The 22,779-nt window shown below is 72.3% G+C and carries 24 protein-coding genes; 10 read left to right on the top strand and 14 right to left on the bottom strand.

Features of this window, described 5'->3' with window-relative positions; all coding sequences use genetic code 11:
- Window positions 1-177: 177 nt before the first annotated feature.
- From ABGB16_RS27060 to ABGB16_RS27040, 5 genes are all read left to right on the top strand, one after another.
- Window positions 178-915 carry a hypothetical protein gene (locus tag ABGB16_RS27060; RefSeq protein WP_347670906.1) on the top strand — a complete coding sequence of 246 codons (738 nt, stop codon included), beginning with the start codon at window positions 178-180 and terminating at the stop codon, window positions 913-915.
- 44 nt (window positions 916-959) lie between these two features.
- Window positions 960-1,304, top strand: coding sequence for a metalloregulator ArsR/SmtB family transcription factor (locus ABGB16_RS27055; protein ID WP_347670905.1), 345 nt, complete (start codon window positions 960-962; stop codon window positions 1,302-1,304).
- Window positions 1,304-2,032 (top strand): cation transporter, encoded by a 729-nt coding sequence (locus tag ABGB16_RS27050; protein WP_347670904.1) that lies wholly within the window; start codon window positions 1,304-1,306, stop codon window positions 2,030-2,032. Before ABGB16_RS27055 ends, ABGB16_RS27050 begins: the two co-directional genes overlap by 1 nt.
- Window positions 2,029-2,388 carry a DUF3703 domain-containing protein gene (locus tag ABGB16_RS27045; protein ID WP_347670903.1) on the top strand — a complete coding sequence of 120 codons (360 nt, stop codon included), beginning with the start codon at window positions 2,029-2,031 and terminating at the stop codon, window positions 2,386-2,388. Before ABGB16_RS27050 ends, ABGB16_RS27045 begins: the two co-directional genes overlap by 4 nt.
- A 178-nt stretch (window positions 2,389-2,566) precedes the next feature.
- Window positions 2,567-2,989: a DUF6223 family protein gene (locus ABGB16_RS27040; protein ID WP_347670902.1), complete on the top strand. Its 423-nt coding sequence runs from the start codon at window positions 2,567-2,569 to the stop codon at window positions 2,987-2,989.
- 55 nt (window positions 2,990-3,044) lie between these two features.
- Here the strand turns inward: ABGB16_RS27040 and ABGB16_RS27035 are convergent, their stop codons facing one another.
- Together ABGB16_RS27035 and ABGB16_RS27030 are read right to left on the bottom strand one after the other, a co-directional pair.
- Window positions 3,045-3,707 (bottom strand): response regulator transcription factor, encoded by a 663-nt coding sequence (locus tag ABGB16_RS27035; RefSeq protein ID WP_347670901.1) that lies wholly within the window; start codon window positions 3,705-3,707, stop codon window positions 3,045-3,047.
- On the bottom strand, window positions 3,704-4,849 hold the full coding sequence (locus ABGB16_RS27030; protein WP_347670900.1) for a sensor histidine kinase: 1,146 nt from the start codon (window positions 4,847-4,849) through the stop codon (window positions 3,704-3,706). Before ABGB16_RS27030 ends, ABGB16_RS27035 begins: the two co-directional genes overlap by 4 nt.
- A gap of 112 nt (window positions 4,850-4,961) precedes the next feature.
- On the opposite strand from ABGB16_RS27030, the gene ABGB16_RS27025 reads away from it, so the two are divergent.
- The 3 genes from ABGB16_RS27025 to ABGB16_RS27015 are packed head-to-tail and all read left to right on the top strand — an operon-like array spanning window position 4,962 to window position 8,175.
- On the top strand, window positions 4,962-5,924 hold the full coding sequence (locus ABGB16_RS27025; RefSeq protein WP_347670899.1) for a sugar ABC transporter permease: 963 nt from the start codon (window positions 4,962-4,964) through the stop codon (window positions 5,922-5,924).
- Complete coding sequence (locus ABGB16_RS27020) at window positions 5,921-6,751, top strand: carbohydrate ABC transporter permease (RefSeq protein ID WP_347670898.1); 831 nt, start codon at window positions 5,921-5,923, stop codon at window positions 6,749-6,751. The genes ABGB16_RS27025 and ABGB16_RS27020 overlap by 4 nt, the downstream gene beginning before the upstream one ends.
- 20 nt (window positions 6,752-6,771) lie before the next feature.
- On the top strand, window positions 6,772-8,175 hold the full coding sequence (locus tag ABGB16_RS27015; RefSeq protein ID WP_347670897.1) for an ABC transporter substrate-binding protein: 1,404 nt from the start codon (window positions 6,772-6,774) through the stop codon (window positions 8,173-8,175).
- A 64-nt stretch (window positions 8,176-8,239) separates the two neighbouring features.
- Here ABGB16_RS27015 and ABGB16_RS27010 read toward each other — a convergent pair whose 3' ends face one another.
- From ABGB16_RS27010 to ABGB16_RS26970, 9 genes are all read right to left on the bottom strand, one after another.
- Complete coding sequence (locus ABGB16_RS27010) at window positions 8,240-9,337, bottom strand: hypothetical protein (RefSeq protein WP_347670896.1); 1,098 nt, start codon at window positions 9,335-9,337, stop codon at window positions 8,240-8,242.
- 472 nt (window positions 9,338-9,809) lie between these two features.
- Window positions 9,810-10,883 carry an aminotransferase class V-fold PLP-dependent enzyme gene (locus tag ABGB16_RS27005; RefSeq protein WP_347670895.1) on the bottom strand — a complete coding sequence of 358 codons (1,074 nt, stop codon included), beginning with the start codon at window positions 10,881-10,883 and terminating at the stop codon, window positions 9,810-9,812.
- 13 nt (window positions 10,884-10,896) lie between these two features.
- Window positions 10,897-11,928: an EamA family transporter gene (locus ABGB16_RS27000; protein WP_347670894.1), complete on the bottom strand. Its 1,032-nt coding sequence runs from the start codon at window positions 11,926-11,928 to the stop codon at window positions 10,897-10,899.
- Complete coding sequence (locus ABGB16_RS26995; RefSeq protein WP_347670893.1) at window positions 11,925-12,734, bottom strand: SDR family oxidoreductase; 810 nt, start codon at window positions 12,732-12,734, stop codon at window positions 11,925-11,927. The genes ABGB16_RS27000 and ABGB16_RS26995 overlap by 4 nt, the downstream gene beginning before the upstream one ends.
- Window positions 12,731-13,069, bottom strand: coding sequence for a hypothetical protein (locus tag ABGB16_RS26990; RefSeq protein WP_347670892.1), 339 nt, complete (start codon window positions 13,067-13,069; stop codon window positions 12,731-12,733). The genes ABGB16_RS26995 and ABGB16_RS26990 overlap by 4 nt, the downstream gene beginning before the upstream one ends.
- Entirely contained in the window at window positions 13,066-13,641 is a 576-nt protein-coding gene (locus ABGB16_RS26985; RefSeq protein WP_347670891.1) for a hypothetical protein, read from the bottom strand. Before ABGB16_RS26985 ends, ABGB16_RS26990 begins: the two co-directional genes overlap by 4 nt.
- Window positions 13,638-14,078 carry a hypothetical protein gene (locus tag ABGB16_RS26980; RefSeq protein ID WP_347670890.1) on the bottom strand — a complete coding sequence of 147 codons (441 nt, stop codon included), beginning with the start codon at window positions 14,076-14,078 and terminating at the stop codon, window positions 13,638-13,640. The genes ABGB16_RS26985 and ABGB16_RS26980 overlap by 4 nt, the downstream gene beginning before the upstream one ends.
- 20 nt (window positions 14,079-14,098) lie before the next feature.
- Window positions 14,099-15,751 carry an NAD(P)/FAD-dependent oxidoreductase gene (locus ABGB16_RS26975; RefSeq protein WP_347670889.1) on the bottom strand — a complete coding sequence of 551 codons (1,653 nt, stop codon included), beginning with the start codon at window positions 15,749-15,751 and terminating at the stop codon, window positions 14,099-14,101.
- A 19-nt stretch (window positions 15,752-15,770) separates the two neighbouring features.
- Window positions 15,771-16,718: a sulfotransferase gene (locus ABGB16_RS26970; protein WP_347670918.1), complete on the bottom strand. Its 948-nt coding sequence runs from the start codon at window positions 16,716-16,718 to the stop codon at window positions 15,771-15,773.
- A gap of 734 nt (window positions 16,719-17,452) precedes the next feature.
- On the opposite strand from ABGB16_RS26970, the gene ABGB16_RS26965 reads away from it, so the two are divergent.
- Window positions 17,453-17,977, top strand: a complete 525-nt coding sequence (locus ABGB16_RS26965; RefSeq protein WP_347670888.1) for a hypothetical protein — start codon at window positions 17,453-17,455, stop codon at window positions 17,975-17,977.
- 131 nt (window positions 17,978-18,108) lie between these two features.
- On the opposite strand, the gene ABGB16_RS26960 is transcribed toward ABGB16_RS26965, so the two are convergent.
- Both ABGB16_RS26960 and ABGB16_RS26955 read right to left on the bottom strand, forming a co-directional pair.
- The gene (locus ABGB16_RS26960) at window positions 18,109-18,906 is read right to left on the bottom strand and encodes an HAD family hydrolase (RefSeq protein ID WP_347670887.1); all 798 of its coding nucleotides are present in this window, start codon (window positions 18,904-18,906) and stop codon (window positions 18,109-18,111) included.
- A gap of 348 nt (window positions 18,907-19,254) precedes the next feature.
- On the bottom strand, window positions 19,255-19,977 hold the full coding sequence (locus ABGB16_RS26955; RefSeq protein WP_347670886.1) for a hypothetical protein: 723 nt from the start codon (window positions 19,975-19,977) through the stop codon (window positions 19,255-19,257).
- Window positions 19,978-20,151: 174 nt separating this feature from the next.
- Here ABGB16_RS26955 and ABGB16_RS26950 point away from each other — a divergent pair, with 174 nt between their 5' ends.
- Window positions 20,152-20,463, top strand: a complete 312-nt coding sequence (locus ABGB16_RS26950; protein WP_347670885.1) for a winged helix-turn-helix domain-containing protein — start codon at window positions 20,152-20,154, stop codon at window positions 20,461-20,463.
- Here the strand turns inward: ABGB16_RS26950 and ABGB16_RS26945 are convergent.
- Complete coding sequence (locus ABGB16_RS26945; protein WP_347670884.1) at window positions 20,423-22,234, bottom strand: DUF4158 domain-containing protein; 1,812 nt, start codon at window positions 22,232-22,234, stop codon at window positions 20,423-20,425. The two genes, ABGB16_RS26950 and ABGB16_RS26945, sit on opposite strands and share 41 nt — an antisense overlap.
- Window positions 22,235-22,779: the final 545 nt, after the last annotated feature.

The raw sequence follows: 22,779 nt of genomic DNA, 5'->3' as shown, positions 1-22,779 counted from the left end.
CGGCACCCGGACGCCGACGTGCGCGAGGAGGCGTACGCCGTCGACATGGGCTGACCGCGTGAACAGGGAGCGGTGTGGGCGGGTGGAACGCGCGCTCGGGCAGTGCACACCCACGCGCCGGTCGGCGATAGCCTGTCTCGCTGCCACGTGACGGGGGCGGCGTGGGAGGAGTTGACCATGACCATGTCGATGAGGCGTACGGCTTTGGCGTTGGCCGCGGTGGCCGCGCTGCTGGCGGGCTGCGGCGGGAACGCCGGCGACGGGGCGGACGCGGCCGCCTGGGCGACACCGGCCGACAACGGCGTCGCCGCGCTCGCGCCGGAGCAGATTCTGGAGACGTCGCTCGCGGCGACGAAGGCGGCGAAGTCGTTCCACATCAAGGGCTCCGCGGAGGACGACGGCGAGCCGATCCGTGTGGATCTCAAGATCAGCGGCGGGGACATGCACGGGACGGTGACGATGCAGGGCGCCACGGTGGAGGTGCTCCTGGTGGACGACGAACGGTTCATCCGCCCGGACAAGAAGTTCTGGGCGCTGTCCGCCGGCGCGGAGGCGGCAGCCACGATCACCGAGCTGATGGATGGCCGCTGGGCCGTCGTTCCGGAGGATGACCAGGACCTCCGTGGGCTGTTCGCCCTGGCCGTCGTCGACAAGATGTTCGAGCCGGAGGGAACGGTGACCAAGAGCGAGGCCACCGAGGTCGCCGGCACCCCGGCGGTCGGCGTGGTGGACGAAGGCGGCGACGGCGGCACGCTGTGGGTGGCGAGGTTCGGCGAGCCGTACCCGGTGCGTATCGACGCCCCTGCCGGCGAGGAGGGGGAGATGACCTTCACCGAGTTCGGTGCGGCCTTCGCCGAGATCAAGAAGCCGGCCGCTGTCGACGTGGTGGACCTGGACAAGCTGGCCGGACGGTGAACGGGACGGCGGGTTGGTACACGATGGGCTGAATACACTGGCTGATGTACAGTGCCGGTGTGGAGACGTCGACGTACGGGCAGGTGCTGGCCCGGTTCGGTCATGCCCTGTCCGATCCGATCCGCGCCCGGCTGCTGCTGGCCCTGCGGGAGAGCCCGGGCTATCCGGCCGAGCTGGCGGAGTTGGTGGGCACGACGCGGCAGAACCTGTCGAACCACCTGGCCTGCCTGCGGGGGTGCGGCCTTGTGGTGGCGGTGCCCGAGGGGCGGCGCAGCCGCTACGAGTTGGCCGACGCCCGCCTGGCTCACGCGCTGGGTGACCTGCTGGGTCTGGTCCTCGCCGTAGACCCCGCCGGCTGCGCGGACGCGGACGAGAAGCGCTGCTGCTGATGGCCGCCCCGTCCCTCCACGCCCAGCAGGGCGCCCCCGCGGCACGGCGTGCCGTGCTCGTTCGACGGGTACGGCTGCTGGCGGCCGCGACGATCACCTACAACGTCGTCGAGGCGATCGTGGCGATCACTGCCGGTGCGGCGGCGTCGTCCACCGCGTTGATCGGCTTCGGACTCGACTCCGTCATCGAGGTGTCCTCGGCGGCGGCGGTGGCGTGGCAGTTCGCCGGACGTGACCCGCAGGCGCGGGAGAAGGTGGCACTGCGCGTCATCGCGGTGTCGTTCTTCGCGCTGGCCGCCTACGTCGTCGTCGGGTCGATGCGCGCCCTCACCGGCAACGGAGAGGCCGAGCACTCCGCTGTCGGCCTGGTCCTGGCCGCCCTGTCGCTGCTCGTCATGCCGCTGCTCTCCGCCGCACAGCGACGGGCCGGGCGCGAGCTGGGTTCCCGGTCGGCGGTGGCCGACTCCAGGCAGACCCTGCTCTGCACCTACCTGTCCGCCGTGCTGCTCGTCGGACTCGGCCTCAACAGCCTGTTCGGCTGGTCCTGGGCCGACCCGGTGGCCGCCCTGGTGATCGCCGGGGTCGCGATCAAAGAAGGACGGGAGGCATGGCGGGGCGACGCGTGCTGCGCGGTCCCCGTCAACGCCGGCCGCCCACCGACCGTCCAGAGCGCCGACGCCTGCGCCTGCGGGCCCGGCTGCTCCTGCTGCCTGAACGAGGCGAAGTGATCTTCCAACCCATGCCCGAACCGGTACGCGCCGCGTTCGACGCCGAGTTGCACGCCGCCCGCACGGCGACGGATCCCGCCACCGCGTGGCGAGCGGCCGAACGGGCGCACATCCTGTCGCAGCCCTGGCCGTGGCGGCACACCGTCGCGCACGCGGTCATGCTGCGACGGGCGCTGCGCGAACGGGACGCTGTCGAGGCGGTCGGCCAGGTCGTCCGGCTGGCGCTCGCCGGCCCCGGATCGGCGGTCGGACGCTACCCGGAAGGCAACACCGGCCGCGCCCGGGTGCCACTGACCCAGCCGATGCGGGTACCCGACGACCTGGCGGACGTCCTGGCCGGGGCAGCGGCGAAATAGGAGCCCCACGGTCCGGCCGTCGCCGGTTGTCGAGCGGAGGGACAACCGCGGTGGTACGACGGCCCGAGCGCGCGCAACCCCGGTGGTAGGGCCATCGGCAACTCCGGCATGACGACCGGTGACCACCCGCGTACATACGCTGCCGCATGTACTCGTCATGCGAGCGAAGGGGTCCTCGATGTACGTCCGTCACCTGCTTGCCGCCGCCGCGGCCGCCCCGCTCGGGGCGCTCGGATCTGCCGCACCGGCGGCCGCGCACGTCTCGGCCCAGCCGATCGCCGCCAGTGTCTACACCATGAGCGCCGGGCGGCTCGGGGCCATCGTCGCCGGCCTGCTGGGGCTGACCGGCGTGGTCGTCGGCGGGCTGGCTCTGGCCCGCCCCGCCCGTCGTGTCGGCACGGGCTCCGGGCGGCTCGGGGCCACCGTGGCCCTGGCGGCGGGGCTGGCCGGCATGGCCCTCGGTGGGCTGGTCGTGGCCACCTCCGACGGTGGTATCGGCACCGGCAACGGGCGAGGCGGAGGCTACGTGGCCCTCGTGGTGGGGCTGATCGCCGTCGTCCTCGGTGGGCTGGCTCTGGGTCGCTCCCGCCGCACCGTCTGACCGGCCGGCCGCCGGCGCTGTCGAGCCCGCCTCTCCTGACGGCACACGGGGGCCGTCAGGAGCGGGCGAGCCAGCCGGGAACGGTCAGGCCCGACTCGTACGCGAGGATCACCAGCTGGGCCCGGTCCCGTACCCGGGTCTTTGTCATGATCCGGCTGACGTGCGTCTTCGCGGTGGCCGGGCTCAGCACCAGCCGCGCCGCGATCTCGTCGTTGGACAGGCCGGCGGCGACCAGCGCCATCACCTCCCGCTCCCGCTCGGTGAGCGCGTTCAGCCGCGGTCCCGGGTCCGGGTGCGTGACCCGGGCGGTGAACTCGGAGATCAGCCGGCGGGTGATCGACGGCGCGATCAGCGCGTCACCGCGGGCGACCACCCGCACCCCGTGGATCAGCTCCGCCGGCTCGGTGTCCTTGACCAGGAAGCCGCTCGCGCCCGCCCGCAGGGCGCCGTAGACGTAGTCGTCCAGGTCGAACGTGGTCAGGATGATCACGCGGACGTCGGAGCTCGCGGTGATCTCCCGGGTGGCGGCCAGGCCGTCCAGTCCGGGCATCCGGATGTCCATGAGGGCGACGTCCGGTCGCAACTGCCGCGCGAGCCGCACCGCCTCGGCGCCGTCGGCGGCCTCGCCGACGACCTCGATGCCGTCCTCGCCGTGCAGGATGGACCGGAACCCGGCGCGTACGAGGGTCTGGTCGTCGGCCAGCAGCACCCGGATCACGCCGGTGCTCCCGCCGGCGCCGACGCGGGCCGCAGCGGCAGGCGGGCGCACACCCGGAAGCCGCCGTCCGGGCCGGGGCCCGTGCTCAGGGAACCGCTCAGCGCCCGGACCCGCTCGCCCATGCCGAGGATCCCGTTGCCGGGCGGGCCCGGTGCACCGGCGCCGTCGTCCTCGACCTCCACCAGCACGTCGCCGTGGTCGGGCCGGATCCGGATCACCGCGCTGGTCGCGCCCGCGTGCCGGGTCACGTTGGTGAGCGCCTCCTGGACGATCCGGTACGCCGCCAGGTCGACCTCCGGCGGCAGCGGCCGGGTCTCGGTCAGCTCGGTGTGGATCTCCAAACCGGACCGCCCCGCCGTCGTGACCAGCTCGTAGAGGCGGTTCAGACCGGGCGTGGGGGCGGCCGGGGCCGCGCTTTCCTGCCGCAGCAGGCCCAGCGTGGTACGCAACTCCTGCAGTGTTTCCTTGCTCGTCTGTTTGATCGCGGTGAGCGCCTGCGTGGACCGGTCGGGGTCCGGGCGGTGCAGCGCGGCGCTGGCCTGCACGTTGATCAGCGACAGGTGGTGGCCGAGCGCGTCGTGCAGCTCGCGGGCGATGCGCAGCCGCTCCTCGGTGGCCCGGCGCCGGGCCTCCTCCTCCGTGCGCTGCTCCGCGGCGAGCACCCGGGCCTGCGCCTCGGCGAGGTAGGCCTGGCGGTTGCGGGTCACGCCGACGATGACGGCGACGAGCCAACCGGCGTGCAGCAGCGTCGCCCCGTTCCCGCCGTCGGCTGACCTGTGGTAGCTGTCCGCGACGGCGAAGGCGACCACCGAGGCGAGACCGAGCCCCATGGCGACGGCGAGGTGCCCCTCGTCGACGACGGTGTAGAGCGCCACGACGAACACCAGCATGATCGGCCCGGGCCGGTGCAGCAGCGCTCCGTAGGCGCCGACGGCGGCCAGCGCCACCACGCCCACCGCTGCCGGATGGCGGCGGCGCAGGTACAGCGCACCGGAGGAGACCAGCACGGCCAGCAGCGCCGTCCATTCGGCGGCGGTGTCGACGCCACGCGCCTGCACCACGAGGCCGACGAGGGCGACCAGGCCGACCCCGAGCACCAGGGCCGTGTTCGCGGCCCGGCCGTGCCATCGTGACCTCGACATACGCCGAAGCGTAATCCACAACCGGGCGGGAGAAGGTGCCGCGCGGGCGGCGGGCGAGGACGGCGTACGTTCGGGGATTTCTCTCTTTCGATGCCATTGGTAGTGTGCTGCGGTGCCCCCTCGCACCGTCAGCGCGCCACCGGACGACCGCGTCCTGGCCACCGGATCCCCGCGCTCCACCGTCCGACGACGGCAGCCCGCACGCTTCGGCGAGACCGGTCTCGGGTGGCTGTTGCTGCTGCCCTCCGTGGCGGTGTTCGCCCTGTTCGTGTTCTGGCCGCTCGGGCGGACCCTCTACCTGTCCGTGCACGGGAACGACATCTTCGGCGCGTCGTCCGTGTACGTCGGGGCCGAGCACTACCGGGACATGCTGTCCGCGGAGTTCGGCAAGGTACTCGCCACGACCGCCCTGTTCACGCTCTTCTCGGTGGTGCCGGCCATCCTGGGCGCGCTCTTCGTGGTGCTGCTGCTGGAGGCGCGCATCCGCGGCGTACGGGTGCTGCGCACCGCGTTCGCGCTGCCGTTCGCGTTCTCGGTGGCGACCGCGTCGGTCATCTTCGCCGTCATCTACAACCCGGCCATCGGCGTCGCGAACGGGCTGCTCGGCTCCCTCGGGTTCGACCGGGTCAACTGGCTCACCGACCCGTCGATCGCACTGCCCGCCGTCAGCGTCGCGACGGTCTGGATGAACTTCGGTTACAACATCCTCGTGCTCTCCGCCGGAGTGGCCGCCATCTCGCCCGAGGTGGTCGAGGCCGCGCGGCTGGACGGCGCAACCGGCTGGCAGCTCGCGTCGCGGATCACGGTGCCGCTGCTCTCCCCGCAGCTGTTCTTCCTCGTCGTGGTCTCCACGATCCACGCGCTGCAGAGCTTCGGGCAGATCCACATCCTGACCAAGGGCGGGCCGGACCAGGCCACGACGACCCTGGTCTACTCGATCTACGAGAAGGCGTTCGCCTTCGGTTCCTCGGACTTCGGCGCGGCCAGCGCCCAGGCCGTCGTGCTGCTGGTCATCATGCTCGCCTGCACGGCCGTCCAATTCGGCATCCTCGAACGGCGGGTGCACTACCGGTGAAGAAGTTCCGCCTCGGCCAGGCCGTCGTCTACGTGGTGCTCGGTCTGGCCGCGATCCCCGTCCTGTTCCCGGTCTACTACGGCTTCGTCGGCGCCGTCATGGGCCCCGGCGACCTGGCGACCTATCCGCCCGCGCTGGTGCCGAGCGAGCTGCACTGGCAGAACGTCACCGACGTGTTCCGCTCGGTGCCGCTGGGTCGCTTCTACGCCAACTCCGCCGTCCAGGCCGGCGTCATCACCGTGGCCCAGATCGTCACCAGCATCCTCGCCGCGTACGCCTTCGCGTTCCTTCGCCTGCCCGCGAAGGCGGCGACGTTCGGACTGTTCCTCGCCACCCTCATGGTGCCGTGGGAAGCGATCATCATCCCCAACTACCTGGCCATCTCCGGTTGGGGGCTGGCGCGGGGCGGCGTGACGTACCTCGGCCTCGTCCTGCCGTTCCTCGCCTCGGCGTTCGGCACGTTCCTGCTGCGTCAGGCGTTCCTGCAGTTCCCGAGCGAGCTGCGCGACGCCGCGGTGATCGACGGCTGCGGTCACTGGCGCCTGTTGTGGCGGGTGATCGTGCCGCTGTCCAAGCCCTCGATCGCCGCGGTGGGGGTCTACGTCTTCCTCTCCGCGTGGAACCAGTACTTCTGGCCCCTGATCCTGATCCGGGACACCGAGTACCAGACCCTCCAGATCGGCATCTCGCAGCTCAACGACGCCGAGGCGGCGCAGCCGGGTCTCGTCCTCGCCGGCGTCGCGCTCTCCCTGCTCCCCACGCTGGCCGTTGTGATCTTCGGTCAGCGGTACATCGTCCGCGGCCTGACCGCTGGCGCGCTCCGCTGAACCTCCCAGAAGGAGAACCAATGACACGACTTCGGCTGCGCCGGACCATCACGGCGTTCGTCGCCCTCGTCGCCGCCGCCGCCCTGACGGCGTGCGGCGACTCCGGGTCCGGCACCGACAGCGGAAAGGACGCGCTGGAGGCGTCCGGCGCCGAGGTGCTGGACGGGGGCAAGACCACCATCGAGTTCTGGCACGCGATGAAGGGGGCCAACGCCACCGCGGTCGACACGCTCGTCGCCGACTTCAACGCGCAGAGCGGGGGCAAGGTCGAGGTCAAGGCCGTCTACCAGGGCAACTACGACGAGACGATCGCCAAGTACAAGGCCTCGGTCCAGCAGAAGAGCACGCCGGCGCTGATCCAGATCTACGACATCGGCAGCCGCTTCATGGTCGACTCGAAGCAGGTCGTGCCGATGCACAAGTTCATCGAGAAGGACGGCTTCAACGCGGCCGACATCGAGCCGAACATCGCCAGCTACTACTCGATCGACGGCAAGCTGTGGTCGATGCCGTTCAACTCCTCGACGCCCCTGCTCTACCTCAACAAGGAGGCCTTCGAGCGCGCGGGCCTCGACCCGACGAAGCCGCCGAAGAACCTCACCGAGATCGGCGAGCTGGCGAAGAAGCTGACGGTCAAGGACGCCAGCGGCAAGACCGTCCAGTACGGCTTCGGCGCGGCGATCTACGGCTGGCTGCTGGAGCAGCTGCTCGCCACCGACGGCAAGGAGTACTGCGACAACGGCAACGGGCGCAAGGGCCTGGCGACGAAGGTGCAGTTCGACCAGGAGACCGCCGTGGGCGTCGCGCAGTGGTGGACGGACCTGGTGAAGGGCGGCTACGCGACGAACACGGGCCGCAAGACCGACGACGCCCAGGCGGCCTTCAAGGCCGGTACGGTCGCGATGCACCTGGAGTCCACCAGTGTGCTGCGCGGGTACGTCGACGCCGCGAAGGGCAAGTTCACCGTCCTCACCGCCCCGTACCCGAAGGTGAGCAGCTCGTCCACGGGCGGCCCGATCATCGGTGGCGCGTCCCTGTGGATCAACGGTGTCGGCCACAGCGCCAAGGAGAAGCGGGCCGCCTGGGAGTTCGTGAAGTTCGCCTCCAGCCCGGTCGAGCAGGCCAAGTGGCACACCGGCACCGGATACGTGCCGATCAACGCGAAGGCCCTCGACGAGCAGATCGACAAGGACTGGATGGCGCAGTTCCCCCAGTTCCGTACCGCTGTCGACCAGCTGCACGCGCTGCCGCCGTCGGTCGCGTCGGCCGGCTGCCTGCTGGGCGTGATGCCGCAGGCCCGCAAGGCGTCCGAGGACGGCCTGGAGGCGGCGATCGTCGGTAGCAAGCCGGCCGACCAGGCCATGAAGGACGCCGCCGCGAGCGTGCAGGGCGCCATCGACAGCTACAACAAGTCGGTCGGCTGATCGCCGAAGGAAGGCAACACGGCGGCCGCTTCGACGCGGACCTGGCGAACGGCCGGCGCGCGGGTCAGAGGGTACGCGGCGGGCCGAACCAGCCGTGCAGGTCGACCAGCAGGTGGATGGTGCCGCCGCTGACGTTCTTGATCAGAATCCGACCGTCGCTGCCCAGGCACCTGCCGCACGTGACCTTGCCGCCCTTGACGACCACCATGGTGGACCGGGCGTGCTGGCCCGCGGTGAAGTTCGCCACCGACGCCGCGCCGCTGGCGACCGGCCACCCGTCGTCGGGCTTGACGCTCAGGAAGCCGGTGCCGGTCGGGCTCACCACGGTCAGGTTGAGGAAGGCTCCGTCCATGTCGCGCAGCGGGATGCCGTTGCTGCCGCTGATCTGGACCCCGATCGTCCCGTTCGCCGGGATGGCCGTTCCGCCGTTGGCCCGGGTGTCGAGCAGCCGGGTCGGCGGCACCGCTCGCAGCCCGGCCCCGGTCCTGGCCGTCGCGGTGACGTACCCCTGGATGCTGATCACCAGATGCACCGCCGGGCCGTGGTTCTTCACGGTCACCCCGCCGGTGGCCGACAGCTTCACCGCGACGCCCTGGGAGGTGGTCCCGCCGACGTAGTCCACCATGCTCTTGGTATCGGCCGTGCCGCCGGCCGGGTAGGCGGTCAGGTAGCCGGAGCCGGTCGAACCGACCACCGTGACGTCCAGGAGCGCGCCCGCCGCGCCGGCGGGGATGCTGCCGCCGGTCAGGGTGAAGGTCCGGGTTCCGCCGTTGGGCACGGTGCCGGCCGTGGTCCCGCTGCCGTCGCGGGTGTCCACCACCCGGGAGTGGAGCACCGACACGAAGCCGCCACCCAACGCCGGAGGGGGCACGACGGTCGCCGCCACCTCGGGCGACACGGTGCTGAAGTACCCGTGCACGTCGACCAGGATGTGGGTGTTGCCGCCGCTGGTGTAGACGGAGAGGTTGCCGCTCGCCCCCACCTTGACCACCAACGTCGTGGAGATGATCTCTCCGGTGTGGGCGTTGACCGTCGAGGTGACCGGCCGGGTGGTGCCCTCGGGGAACGCCGTGAGGTAGATGTTGGCGGTGGGGCTGATCGCGGTCACGTCGACCAGGACGCCACTCACCCCGTACTCCGGCACCCCCGCGACCCCGAGCACCGGAAAGGTCGTGGTGCTACCGCCCGCCCGCAGGCCCGCCGGCGCACCGGTGCCGCTGCGGGTGTCGAGCAGCGTCCCGCCCGGTGTGATTGGGACGAAGTCGTCGCCCGTGGCGGTGTAGATCCAGTCGCCCAGGTCGTCGACGCGGACCTCCGTGGCCGTGCGCCGGGTCTCGGCCTCCGCGAGGCAGCCGCCCTGCCAGGAGGCGCCGTGCAGGGCGACGAGCTGGGGGATGCCGGCGACGTCCCGCAGCTCGTGTCGGCGACGTCGCGGAGAACGGCGGCGTCCCGACTCGGTCAGGGCGGCATCAGCGCAGCCCGCTGCGCCGGATGCGCGCCGACAGGCACGCTGGTCCGCCCCACCCCGTTCCGTAGTGGAACCGCCCCCGATGCACAGTGGGGCGCAGAGATCGCCCGCGGTCCATGACTGTAGTGGAACCGGGACCGATGCGTTGCCCCGCGCAGCGATGGCCTCACCGAGGGTCAGCGGCGGCGAGCAGCAGCCGGTCGACCATCCGCTCCGTCGCGTTCCGACCGACCAGGCCGACCCGTACGGCGCGGCCCTCGGTCGGCCCGAGACCGCGGGCGACCATGATCCCGGCGCGGCGCAGCACCCGGTCGGCGAGACCGTCGGGGTCCGCCGCCCACGCGACCACCACCAGGTTGGCCTCGTGCCCGTCGGCGGGCACCGGCCGGTGGCCCAGTCGGGCCAGGCCCTCCCGGCACCGCCGCGCCAGCGCCGCGCGGCGCCGGACCCGCTCGGGCAGGCCGGTCCGCAGGGCCTCCCGTACCCGGGTCAGCAGCGCGATCAGGGCCGTCGTCGGCATGGTGACCGGGTGCGGTTCCGCGGGGTCGTGGGCCCGGTGCTCCTCCCACCGCCGCAGGTCGAAGTACCACGAGCGGCAGGGGTCGGGCCGGGCGGCGATCCGGGCCCGGCCACGGGCGCTCGGGGCCAGGATGCCGATGCCGGGCGGCCCGTCCAGACCCTTCTGCGAGGCGGTGACGACCAGGTCGGCGCCGAGGTCGTCCACGCCGAGGGCCTCCCCGCCGGCGGAGGCGATGCCGTCGACCACCACGGCCACGTCCGGCCCGGCCAGCGCGGCCAGCTCGGCCACCGGGTGCCGTACCCCGGTGGACGTCTCCACGTGGACGCAGAGCAGCCCGTGCGCGCCGCGGGACAGCGCGTCGGCGACCGGGTCCAGCGGCACCGGATCCCCGACCGGGACCGGCACCCGCACCACGTCGAGCCGGTGCGCCCGGGCCATGTCCACCAGCCGCGCCCCGAAGTATCCGGTGTCCGGCACGACCACCCGCTGGCCCGGCTCGAAGAGGTTGAACAGCGCCGCGTCGAGCGCGGCGCTGCCGGTGCCGGGCAGCAGGTACGGGCCGGTGCAGCCCAGCAGCGCACCGACCGCGTCGACCAGGTCGGCGTGGATGCGCGGCCAGTCGCCCCCGTAGTGCGCGAGCAGGGGGGAGCCCAGGATCTCCAGCGCGTCGTCGTGCAGCGCGCCGGGGCCGGGAATCATCAGTTCCGGCGGGTCGGTCATCCCGGTTCCGCCGTCACCGGTCGGCGGCCGACCGGGGTGGGGGCGTGGTCGAGCTGCGGGGCGGCCGGACCACGACGTAGATGCCGGCGGCGACCGCGGCGGTGCCGAGCACGACCATCCAGGTCAGCGGCTCGTCCAGCACCAGCACGCCGAGCAGGACCGCGACGACCGGGCTGACCAGCGTGTTGTACGACACCTCCACCGGACCGAGCCGCTCGATCAGGTAGAACAGCAGCCAGTACGCCAGCGCCGAGCCCAGCAGCGCCAGGTAGAGCAGGGCCAGGACGCTCCGGGTGTTCCACTCCACCCGGGTGCCCCCGCCCGGGTCGAGCACCAGCGACAGCAGCAGCAGGTACAGGCCGGCCGTGCCCAGGTGGATCGCCGTGTTGACGTACTTGTCGCCCCGCATGTACCGGCGGCTGTACAGCAACGAGAACGCGTAGCAGAAGGCGGCGACCAGCACCGCCAACTGGGCGACCAGCCGGATGCCGGCGCTGCCCGTGAACCCGGACCCCTCCCGGGTGCCGGCCACCAGCGCCACCCCCAGCACGCCGAGCGTCACCGCGAGGTAGTGGTGCCGGCGCAGCGGCTCCTTCAGCCAGAACCGGGCCAGGGGCAGCGTGATGATCGGGTTCGCGGCGATCAGCACGGCGGTCTGCCCGGAGGTGATGTACTGCTCCGCCCAGAAGATCAACGCGAAGGCGGTGCCCTGGAACAGCGCGAAGACCGCCGGCGGCAGCCAACCCTTGCGGCCGGGCAGCGCCCAGCCGCGCCGCAGCACCAGCGCCACCGCGGTGAGCACGAGGGCCAGCGCCACGGTGGCCACGAGGTTGCGGACCGCGGCGAACAGCACCGGCGGCCAGTAATCCACCCCGATCTTGATGAACAGGTACGTCGAGCCCCAGATCAGGCACAGCGCGGCGAAGGCGACCACGGTCGCCGGGGTGAGCCTGCGCCGGCCCGGTGGCGGGCCGCCCGCCGCCGGGGCGGCCCGCTGGGCCGGTACGGAGCGGTCGGCCTGGTTGTCCCGGCTCGAGGTCGTCATCGTTCACCATCCAGGAAGAGTCCGGTGACGTCGCCGTCGTGGTCGGTCGGCCGGTTGAACCAGTCCCAGCCGCCGGAGACGGTGAGGTTGGCGCCGGAGACGTACGACGCCCGGTCGGAGGCGAGGAAGGCGACCGCCTCGGCCACCTCGTCCGCCTCGCCCAGCCGCCCCATCGGCACCCGCTTGTGCATCCACCCGGCCTGCTCGGGCGGGAGGAAGCCGTTGTCGATCAGGCCGGGGGAGACGCAGTTGACCCGGATGCCGTACGGGGCCTCCTCGGCGGCAAGGCTCATCGTCAGCACCACGACCCCCGTCTTGGCCACCGCGTACGCCGCCACGTTCGGCGCGGCCCGGACCAGGTGCACCGGACCCAGCCCGATGTTCACGATCCGCCCGAACCGCCGCTGCCGCATCCCGGGCAGGACCAGCCGGCTCATCAGGAACGCGCTGCCGAGGTTCGAGTCGAGCACGCCGCGCCACTCGTCGTACGACATCGCGCCGAGCGGCTTGAAGTGGAACTCGCCGACGTTGTTCACCAGCGCCCCGAGCGGCCCGAGCCGCTCCTCCGCCCGCGCGACCACGCGGGCGGCGTCGTCCGGGTCCGTCACGTCGCCGGCCACCGCCACGCCCCGCCGCCCCTGCGCGGCCACCTGCCCGACGGTGACCTGCGCGGCGTCGGAGTCGGCGCGGTAGTTGACGGCCACGTCCCAGCCCGCCCGGGCCAGCGCCACCGCGATCGCCCGTCCGATTCCCCGGGAACCGCCGGTCACCAGGGCGGCACCCGGGCGCCCGCCGTCGCCGGTCATGTCGCCTCCTCAGCCTCGTCGTGGTGGCCGTCCACGTCGACGGCCACCTCGGCGTAGTAGGAGATGTCCCGGGGCCGGGCGCAGTACCGCCGGTAGAACTCGGCGAGCCTCGGCTCCTCGTCGCGGACCAGGTCCTCGTGCAGCTCCCGGGACCGCCACGGGTAGAGCATCACCCCGCGACGGGGGTCGTCGAGTGCCGAGAAGAACCGGGCGTGCCCGCACCAGCCGGGATGGGCGTGGGCGGCCGGCCCGAGCAGGTCGTCCATCTCCTGCATCGCCGCGGTGACGTCGCCGGCGTCCGGCGTGAAGTGCCACCGCTCCAGCACCCAGATCAAGGCGCACCTCCCAGCTCGTGGCCGCGTGCGTCGCGCCCGCCCCCGGCGCCGGCGGCGTGCTGCTGGCGGAAGTACCGCTGCAGCAGCGAGTCGCCGTCGTCGACGAAGCGGCGGCACACGTGCATGTGGTTGCGGCGGTTCACCCGCTGCGTGTCCAGCAGTCGCCGCCACGCCGCGCGTACCGGCTCGGGCGCGTCGCCGCGGCGCGCCTCGTACCGTCGGCGCAGGGTGCGCAGGCCGTCCAGCATCCGGGCGTGGTCGGTGTTGTACTGGCCGGAGAAGCCCTCGCCGGCGAACGGCGGCATCATCGACGGCCGGACCAGCCGCTGGTACTCGGCGCGCGGGAAGTCCGCGGCGTAGCGCATGGTCGCGGTCGACGCGTCGTACAGCCGGGCCAGTTCCCGCAGGTCCGCCTCGGTGGTGTCCCACCTGCCCGCGTCGAGCCGCCCGATCGTCTCGTCGAGTCGGGTGTTCAGGGCGACCAGCAGCAGGTGGAACACCTGGTGTCCCAGCTTCCACCGCAGCACCGCCTCCCGCTGGGCGGGGGTGAGCCGGTCGGCGGGGGCCGTCACGGCGCCACCCCCGGGCCCGCCACGGGCCCGGACCGCCGGGCGTCGCCGGGCGCGGGCCCGGACCGCTGGGCGTCGCCGGGCGCGGGCCCGGACCGGGCGGAGTCCCCGGCGGCCGTACCCCGCTCGGCGTCGTCGGTCGCGGCGGCCACCCAGCGTTCCAGGGTCACCCGCTGGATCGCGAGCAGCCCCTCCAGCACCCGGACCCGGTCCTCCGCCGGCAGGCTGCTCCGCTCCAGGTCCGCCACCAGTTCCGCCGCCACGCGCAGGCAGCCCCTCGTCCAGTCCGGCAGCCCCGGATGGTCGCGGACGATCCGGAAGTAGCGGTCGTACTCCGCCGGGCCCGACCCTTCCGTCAGCCCGTCGGGCACGCGCGAGTCGGCCGGGACGGCCAGCGGGGAGACCAGCCCGTAGTCGAGCGCGGCGTCGTCGGGATCCACCGCTGCCCCCTCTCGGGTGCCTAGCTCCGGTCCAGGTCGGACATGACAACATGCGCCCCGTTGCGCCCCGGCACGCCGAAGACGCCACCGCCGGGGTGCGCCCCCGAACCGCACAGGTACAGCCCCTCCACGGGGGTGTGGTGGCTGGACGGCCCGGTGCCGCCGCGCAGGAAGAAGAGCTGGTCGGCCGTCATCGCGCCGTGGTACAGGTCCCCGCCGGTCAGGCCCAGCCGGCGTTCCAGGTCCAGCGGGGTGAGCACGCACCGGTCCACCACCGAGTCGGTGATCCCCGGCAGGTACTCCTCCATGCACTCCAGCACCCGGTCGGCGTACGACTCGCGGATGTCGTCCCACGACGCGCCCGCCAGCCGGTACGGCGCGTACTGGATGTAGAGCCCCATCAGGTGCCTGCCCTCCGGCGCCACCGTCGGGTCCAGCACGCTGGGAACCGTGGCCTCGATGTGCGGGTTGGCCGACGGGCGTCCGGCCCGGGCGTCCGCGTACGCCTCCTCCAGGTACTCCATCGTGGGTGCGATCAGCATCGTCGCGTTGTGCTGCGGCCCGAGCCCGGGCGGGAATCCCCGGACCTCCGGCAGCCGGTCCAGCGCGAGGTGCATCTTCATCGCCACGCCCTGGAACCGCCGGTTCTCCATGGCGCGCCGGTAGCGGCCCGGCAGCGCGTCGGCCGCCATCAGCCGGACGAAGGTGGTGTACGGGTCGGCCGCCGACACGACCGCGTCCGCCGACAGTTCCTCGCCGGAGGCGAGCACCACCCCGGTGGCCTGGCCGTCGCGGGTGACGATCCGGGCCACGGGGGCGTCGGTGCGGATCACCGCGCCGTGCGACCGCGCGGCCGAGGCGAGCGCCGCCGTGATCCCGCCCATGCCGCCGCGTACCTGGCCCCACGCCGGTCGCCCGACCTCGGTGACGCCGGTCATGTGATACAGCATCAGGTACGCCGACCCCGGCATCGACGGGCTGGCGTCCACCCCGGTGATCCCGTCGATGACCAGCGGCACCTTGATCGCGTCCGACTCGAACCACCGGTCGAGGAACCCGGCGGCGCTGCCCGTGAGCAGCTCCATGAGCATCGGCAGGTCGTCGCCGGGCAGCTCGGCCGCCCGCCGCAGCGCGTCCCGCAGCACCGCCGCCGCGTCGGCGCTGCCGTACCGCCCGGGCGCGTGCCCGTTGCGCGCACCGGGGTCGAGGGGCCGCGCCAGCCCCGGCAGCGGGTTCATCAGCAGCGGCTCGATGTGGTCGGCCAGCCGGCGCATCGTCCGGCCGTACGCGGGGTAGGCGTCCGCGTCGGCCTTGGAGAACTTGGCGACCTCCGCCACGCAGGCCCGTTCGTCGGAGCCGAGCGACAGGTGCCGCCCGTCGGGGAAGAGCGCGACCACCGACGGGTTGCGCGGGATGAACTCCAGGCCGTGCGCGGCGAGGTCCAGGTCGGCGGCGATCTCCGGCCGGAACAGCGACGTCACCAGCGACGCGGTGGAGCACCGGTACCCGGGCATGAGCTCCTCGGTGACGCACGCCCCGCCGAGGATGTCCCGGCGTTCCAGGACCGTGACGCGCAGCCCTGCCCGGGCGAGGTAGGCGGCGCAGGTCAGGCCGTTGTGCCCGCCGCCGATCACGATGACCGTCGGGGCGCTACCGCCGGACGGGTGGGTCATGACTGATCCCCCTCCACTCTCAGGCCGGGCTCGACGTGTGTGCCCGGTCCGACGAGACCAGGGGATAGCCCAGCCGCGTCAGCTCGTGCCCCGCCAGTTCCTCGAACCGGGCCACCTGCTCGCCCGACAGTTCCCTGCGGAAGCGACCCACCTTCGCGCCGTACAGCGCCTGTGCCGTCGCCTCGGCGCTCGGGTGGTTGTACGGGTTGTCGAAGAGCGAGTGCGGCAGTTCGGCGTGCCGCAGCAGCGCGTCGTCCCAGCGGACGCCGAGGAACGCCACCACCCGCTGCAACGTCCGCCGGGGGTCCCCGACGAGGTCCTCGTAGCGCATCTCCAGGTACCGGTCCGGCGGCGCCACGGTGTGCGGACGCTCGACGACCCCGAGCCAGCCGGCGGCGGCCTGCTCCACCGTCTTGTACGCCCACTCCTGCCCACCGGTGATGTTGGACGCCGCCACGTCCCGCCCGTCGCGAACGACGTGGACGAAGTGCGCCCCCGGGAACAGCCGGGCGAAGTCGTCGACCCGGTGGATCTGACGCTGGATCTTGATGCCCCAGCGTGGCAGGCCGGTCTGCCGCCGCCGGAACTCGCCGACCGCGTGCAGCACGTGGCACCGGTCGTCGAAGTCGACGATGTCCGAGCCGAGGTCCGCGACGACTCCGCCGACGATGTCCCGCAGGTCCTGGAAGGACACGCCGAACCGGTGGCACTGCTTGGCGAACTGGACGCCGAAATACCAGTCCGGATCGGCCGTCTCGACGCCGGTGCCCCGTACTCGGGGATCGTCGCGCAGCAGCAACTCGCAGGACTCCACGATGTACGGGCCGAGATCGCGGGGCTCGGTGAAATCCAGTTCCGGGCCGACCACCAAATCGGGGTGGGAGTCCAGCACGACGCTGGTCAGCGTGGTGCCCGACCGGTTGTCACCGCCGATGAGCAGGGGGTTGGAGGGCAGTGGGTCACGCATCGTCACGACGACCTCATCTCTCGGCCGAGCGGTGCAGCGGCTTCCCGTGTTGCCCGTCATTCTCCCAACAACCAGTGGCTACGCAAGTGATGGCCGGCAATGTCTTTGCGGTCGCGTCCATTTGTTTCGGCCATGGCCGTACGGTCGGCCCAATCGGTTACCTGGTATCCGTCGTGAGCTCGTGTCCCGGCGGAAGCTGCATGTCGCCGACATGGCGGCATCGGGAGGGTTCGGACACCCCTCTGTCGCCGACATCGAGTCGATCAAGACGCGGCGGCCCGGCGCTCGGGGGTCGTGGAGCGCCACCCGCGCGACCGGGCCTGGCCGGCTCCGGGAGCCTGTGGGCCGGTGCCTTTCGGACGGCGCCGCCGGTCGGCTCCCGGGAATCCACGCTCGCCGAACTACAACAATCGATTAACCATCACCCCCACCGCGGGGAGCCACCCTGTGGCAGTCCCTCCTTCGTCGATGGAGAATGATGGTGTCTCTCCGAACAAGCTTGAAACTGTTGGCCCCGGTGGTGGGCCTGACGCTCGCCCTGTCGACGGTGGTGGTCGCGTCGCCCGCGAGCGCCACCGAGCCCTACCTCGAACTCCCGTTCCAGTGTGGCGCCACCTGGGAGGGCAACTCCGATCGCAGCAGCGCCCACCGGAACTACGAGATCGACTTCAACCTGCCGGCGGGCGCCGAGGACCGGGGGAAACCGGTACTGGCCGCGGCCGCGGGGACGAAAGGTGGGAAGGCGGGGCAGCCAGCAGAGCTGGCCGGACTACATCCGCCCCGCCTCGTTCCACGGCGACCCGTTCGACTACGCCACCGGCGTGGAGACGTACGTCAGCCAGAACTGCGCCTCGTCCAGCCCGTCGTCGATGCCGGGGTTCTCGGCGGTGTCGCGGGGTGTGGGTGGGTTGGAGGTGTTCGCGGTGACGTCGGATGGTCGTTTGAAGCATCGGAATTTTTCGTCGGGTGCGTGGGGTTGTTGGTCGACGTTGTATGGGAATGCGGCGATCAAGGGTGAGCCGGCGGCGATTGCGGGTTCGGGTCGGATCGATGTGTTCGCGCAGGGGATCGACAATCGGTTGAAGAAGATCACGTGGACGTCGGCGCATGGTTGGTATCAGTGGGCTGACATGGGTGATTACACGATCACGTCGGCGCCGGCGGTGACGTCGCGGTCGGCGACGGGGATCGACGTATTCGTGAAGAACAGCGTGAACAAGATTGCGTATCGGCATTTCGGCACTGCGTTGCCGATCTGATCCAGAAGACCTGGGTGTCGGGCAGTGACTGGTACGGGTGGAGCGGACTCGGCCCCGTCGGCGCACCGGCCTGCTGAACCGACAGTGACCGGCCCGGCCAGCGCGGCACGACCGCGGCGGCCGGGCCGGCGCTATCGAGCGGAGGCGCCGTCACGTCCGGACGCTGACGGGCCGTGGGCGCCCCAGGCCCGACGCAGCAGGGCGAGCAGCCCGTGGCCGTCCTCGATCCGCGCGTCCGGTTCCAGGTCCGGGGGAGCGGCCTCCCGGTCGGTGCGGGGCGAGCGCATCAGAACCGCCGCCCCCGTTCCTGCCCGGCGGGCGCACGCGATGTCGCGGTTCAGGCTGTCGCCGACGAACCAGCAGTGCGCGACCGGCACGCCGATCGCGTCGGCCGCCAGGCGCGCCAGCCGCGGGTTGGGTTTACGGGGGCCGGCCTCGTCGCTGTAGAACTGGGCGGCGAACAGGCGGGCCAGCCCGGCGGCGGCGAGGAAGTCCCGGTGCGCGGCGCCGCAGAGCGTGTTGCTGACCACCGCCAGGGGCAGACCCGCGTCGGCGGCGGCGTCGAGGGCCTCGGGGACGCCGGGACGCACGGCCCATTCCTCGCGCCAGGTCCAGGCGTACGCGAGCGGCGTCGCCTCCCGCTCGACGGCGGCCCGCGCCCGCTGTGGCCAGTCGCGGGTCACGAAGTCCGCCCACACCTGGGCGTGGGGCAACTCGACGGGATCGCCCGACCTTCCCACCTCGTCCCGCCAGTGGGCGTACGCCTTGGCGCCCTGCCGCAGGTCCGCGGCGATCCGGTCGTCCGGCACCGCCCCGCCGACGAGGCGGGACAACCGCCGGACCAGTGCCGGCGGGGCCGGCGGTGGCGGCGGCGCGTCCACCAGGACGCCACCGAAGTCCAGCAGCAGCGCGCGAGGCGAGGGAAGCATGCCGCAATCCTCGCTCAAGGTGCCGGGCCGGCGGGGTCGCCCCGGCCGGCCCGGCAGTTCCGGGTTGACCGGCCGGCACGCCGGTCAGCTCGTCGCCTTCCGCGACGGCCGCAGGCCGGGCCCGGGTCCGACGATCGTTCCCGCCACACCGGCCGCGCTGATGAGTCCTGCCATCCGTCGCACAAGATGTCCTTTCTTCGAGCCCCCCGCGGGCTGCCACCACGATCTACTTTCCGCCGTCCCGTCGACAATGGGCGGCTGTCCCGAGCGGACCGGGATATGTCCCGGGGCGTCGGGCCGTGCCGCATCGGCCGGCCCGAGTCCGCGCCCCCGCACCGGAGGCCGGCGTCACCGGGGCGGCGCCGCGCCCGTCGGCTGTCGGTCCGCCGGCCCGGTCGCGGCATCGGCGCGCGTCCGCCGGGCGTCGGCCCGTCCCGAGACGGCGCGGGACAGTCCGAACAGGCCGGCGGCCATGAGTACGCTCACCGCGAGCTTCGGTGCGACGCTGGCCGACAGCAGGTCCAGGACCTGGCCGGCGGTCAGCGCCAGGGGCACCCAGACCGGCACGAGGCGGGCCCGCCACGCCCCGAAGGCCAGCACCAGCAGGCCGACCAGCCAGCCCAGGATCCAGAGCGCGAACGACGTGATCACGAACGGGTCCCGGTCGAGCGCGTCGACGACCGGCCGCGCCGTGGCCGGTTCCACACCCGCCGCGGCGAGCGCGCCGAAGAACGCGTTGTAGTGCCACAGGTGGACCGTCGCGAGGTAGAGCGCGGGCACGACCAGGAACCCGCCGATCGTGGCGACCACCGGCCGGCTGCGGCCGAGCGCGACGACCAGGCCGGCCATCGCCGGCAGGAGAAGCAGGTGGGCGAGCGTGAACAGCACGGTCTCGACCCGCCACGCCCCGAGGTTCCCGCCGGCCACCGTCACGTTCCCGGCGGTCTCCGCCACCTCGTCGGGGAACATGAGCCAGTAGAAGGCGTTCGCGACGCCGTACAGGACGCCGCCGGCGACCATCGCCGCCGCGGCGAAGCGCCGACCGTACGGTCGGGGGGAAGCACTGTCCATCGAGATCTCCCGTCATCAGCTTGTGCGCCGAGGACGTTACGAGCCCGACCCCTGTCGGATCGTCCGTCCGCGGGGTGATCAACGGGTGGAGCGCGCCGACGCCGATATCCGGGCGGTGAACAGCCTTGGCGTGGTGGGTTGTGCCGATGCTCGCCTCTGTCTAGAGTTCTAGCTGTGCCTAAATATCTTGATATAGCGAATGATCTGCGCGACCGGATTGTCGCCGGAGAGTTCCCGATCGGATCCAAGCTGCCCGGCATCACCGACCTGCAAGGCCGCTACGGCGTCGCACTGAACACGGTGCGAGCTGCTGAAGAGGTCCTGCGAGAAGAGGGGCTACTGCGGATCGCCCAGGGAGAAGGCGCGTTCGTCGTCGCCGTACCCGGCGCCGCGACCGTCGACGTTCTCGGCGCCCTGTACGCCGCTCGCGACGCCTTGGCGGTGGCTATCGCCGCCGCCGAACGCCAGCAGAAGACCCGCCCGTAGATGGCGGGGCGGCCCTCACGCCTGGACAGCACCGGCCGCCCCGGCGGATCACCTCGTCCTTGAGCGCGTCCAGGTTCGCCGGCACTGGCTGGGCCGGCTGCTTCGACACCGAGATCCACACCTGACCCTTGCGGGTGCCGATCGTGGTGCCGGCGGTCCCGGTCCGCATCGCCTGGGCCCACCTGGCCAGGGACGCATCGAGGCGGGTGCGCAGGGCGGTGACGAACTCGGTCGGGTCGGTCGGCTGCGCGATCGCGGTGTAGTGCATGTCGCGGTGCAGGTCGAAGTCGACTGGCAGGTCCGCCTCCGGGTTGCGCCACGCCCTGGCGCCGACGACCCAGATCTCCCGGCGGCGCAGCGCGTCGCGCAGCGCCTGCAACGTGCACAGCTCGTACGGCACCCGCTCGACGCGGCCGCGCTCGTCGACGACCGCTGGCCGCCACTCGGCCCGGACCACCCCGTCGAGGGGCACCCGGTCGGCGCGCTCGTAGTGGGTGAGCCGGCCGTCGCGGTCCTTGTACCGGTGCAGCACCGCCAGGGCGTCCATCACCGGCCGGTACGCGGTGTTGTTGCAGCGGAACTCGAGCGCGTCCAGCAGCTTCGGCAGCATCGTCCGGTAGTGGTGCGAGTACGAGCTGGCCAGCACCGTGCGGACCCGCTGGCGTCGCCGCGACTCGGTCGCCTTGGCCTCCGCGACCAGGTTCCTCAGGGTGTCCTCGCCGACCGCGGGGTACACCACGTCGCGGACCACCCCGTCCGGGTGGGCCATCGACACCCCGGCCAGCTTGAACAGCACGTTCTCCTTGTCGCCGACCCGGCGGAACTCCGCGATCTGCTCCCGCTCGACCCGCCGCTCCGCCCGGGTGTTGATTACCCGCACCAGGTCGATGAACAGCTCGACGAGGGAGTCGGTCAGCTCGGCCTGCCGGCACCAGCACAACACTGCCAGCAGCGTCAGGGACACCTCCGGCGGGTGGTCGCGGCGCAGCGTCGACGGGTACTCCGCCGCCGCCCGCGCCCGCCACCGGGCGATCCGCTTCTCCGCCACATCGGTGAACAGGTCCGCCGGCAGTCCGATCGCCCGGACCCGACGCAGCTTCACGATCTCCGCCAGCAGCGTCTCCAACCCGAGCCGCCCCGGGTCGGCCTTCAGCTCGCTGAAGAAGCCGCGCTCCGCGTCATCCGGTCCGTCGGCCGCCTCGCCATCGTCAATGGTGTCGTTCTCGTCGCCGAGCACCGCCCACAGCGCCGCCACCACGTCGGCCGGCAGCCGCGACACCGTGACCTCGCAGAAGCGACCGTCGGCGATCCGGTTGGCCGCCCCGACGATCCGGTCCATCCGGCCTGGCGGCTCCAACTTCTCCGCCCGGCACCGGGCCAGCACCGCCTCGCGCTGCCGGTCCTCGTTCAGCTCGCTCGGGCACACCTGCTCGGCCAGCCAGGCTGTCATCTTGTCCTCGTCGCCCCGGGTGAACACCCGGAACCCGAACGCGTCGCGGATCTGCGTCCGGTACCGCTCGGCGCTGCGCCCGGTCACCTCGAACCGCACCGGGTCGTCGCCCGCCAGGCCCAACTGCCGGGCCACGTAGTCCACCGCCGCCGGCGGCACCTCACCGACGTGCCGGGGAAACCGGCCGTCGATCTCGAAGAACTTCAGCATCAACGCGCAGCTCAACCGGCTCCGGCCGTGCAACTGCGACAGCAACTCCTGATCCGCGTCCACCAACGTCCACGACGCGATCAAGTCATCGAGATCCCACTCCCGGCGCACCGCAACACCCTGACAGACCACGACCAACACCCCGGCACACGGGTACACGCCACGTCGATACCCTGACCGTCGACAACCGTCGAGGACGACACAAAGGACCCTCATGCGCAGGTGGGTACGGTACGAAGCCCCGATCATGGTCTGCGTCGAACTCGGCGACGACGGCTACACCGGCAAGGTCGTCAACGTCGCCCGCCGAGCCTGACGACCAAGACGACGAGGAAGACGACCTCGAACCCCTCGACCTCCACGAGCGCGACACCATCGGCTGACAAACACACCCGAACGGCCCGAGAGCAGCATTTCGCTCTCGGGCCGTTCCACGTCCCCGCCCCCGGACATCAAGATCAAAGATTTGGCGGGCTGGGACAGCTACCCAAGCGCCGGGCCTTCAGGGCGGCGATCTGGCTGGCGATGTGTGCGGCCCGGGCTCGCAGCTGTTCCAGTTCGGCGTCCAGTCCAGTTCGGCGTCCGGATCGGCGGCCGTCGCGGCGGTGGCCGCGCCGGTGGCCGCCGGTGTGTCCCGGCCGGGCGGACCGCTGCCG

The organism is Micromonospora sp. B11E3 (genome assembly GCF_039871625.1).
GTDB lineage: Bacteria > Actinomycetota > Actinomycetes > Mycobacteriales > Micromonosporaceae > Micromonospora.
The sequence above is the reverse complement of the archived record's forward strand: the minus strand, read 5'-3'. Positions and strand labels throughout refer to the sequence as shown.

Bases quoted from the DNA above. Each gene is read 5' to 3' on its own strand.
- ABGB16_RS27000 (WP_347670894.1), bottom strand. From the start codon at position 11,928: ATGACGACCTCGAGCCGGGACAACCAGGCCGACCGCTCCGTACCGGCC.
- ABGB16_RS26975 (WP_347670889.1), bottom strand. From the start codon at position 15,751: ATGACCCACCCGTCCGGCGGTAGCGCCCCGACGGTCATCGTGATCGGC.
- ABGB16_RS26955 (WP_347670886.1), bottom strand. From the start codon at position 19,977: ATGGACAGTGCTTCCCCCCGACCGTACGGTCGGCGCTTCGCCGCGGCG.
- ABGB16_RS26995 (WP_347670893.1), bottom strand. From the start codon at position 12,734: ATGACCGGCGACGGCGGGCGCCCGGGTGCCGCCCTGGTGACCGGCGGT.
- ABGB16_RS27005 (WP_347670895.1), bottom strand. From the start codon at position 10,883: ATGACCGACCCGCCGGAACTGATGATTCCCGGCCCCGGCGCGCTGCAC.
- ABGB16_RS27060 (WP_347670906.1), top strand. From the start codon at position 178: ATGACCATGTCGATGAGGCGTACGGCTTTGGCGTTGGCCGCGGTGGCC.
- ABGB16_RS26960 (WP_347670887.1), bottom strand. From the start codon at position 18,906: ATGCTTCCCTCGCCTCGCGCGCTGCTGCTGGACTTCGGTGGCGTCCTG.
- ABGB16_RS27050 (WP_347670904.1), top strand. From the start codon at position 1,304: ATGGCCGCCCCGTCCCTCCACGCCCAGCAGGGCGCCCCCGCGGCACGG.
- ABGB16_RS27030 (WP_347670900.1), bottom strand. From the start codon at position 4,849: ATGTCGAGGTCACGATGGCACGGCCGGGCCGCGAACACGGCCCTGGTG.
- ABGB16_RS27040 (WP_347670902.1), top strand. From the start codon at position 2,567: ATGTACGTCCGTCACCTGCTTGCCGCCGCCGCGGCCGCCCCGCTCGGG.
- ABGB16_RS27015 (WP_347670897.1), top strand. From the start codon at position 6,772: ATGACACGACTTCGGCTGCGCCGGACCATCACGGCGTTCGTCGCCCTC.
- ABGB16_RS26970 (WP_347670918.1), bottom strand. From the start codon at position 16,718: ATGCGTGACCCACTGCCCTCCAACCCCCTGCTCATCGGCGGTGACAAC.
- ABGB16_RS27055 (WP_347670905.1), top strand. From the start codon at position 960: ATGTACAGTGCCGGTGTGGAGACGTCGACGTACGGGCAGGTGCTGGCC.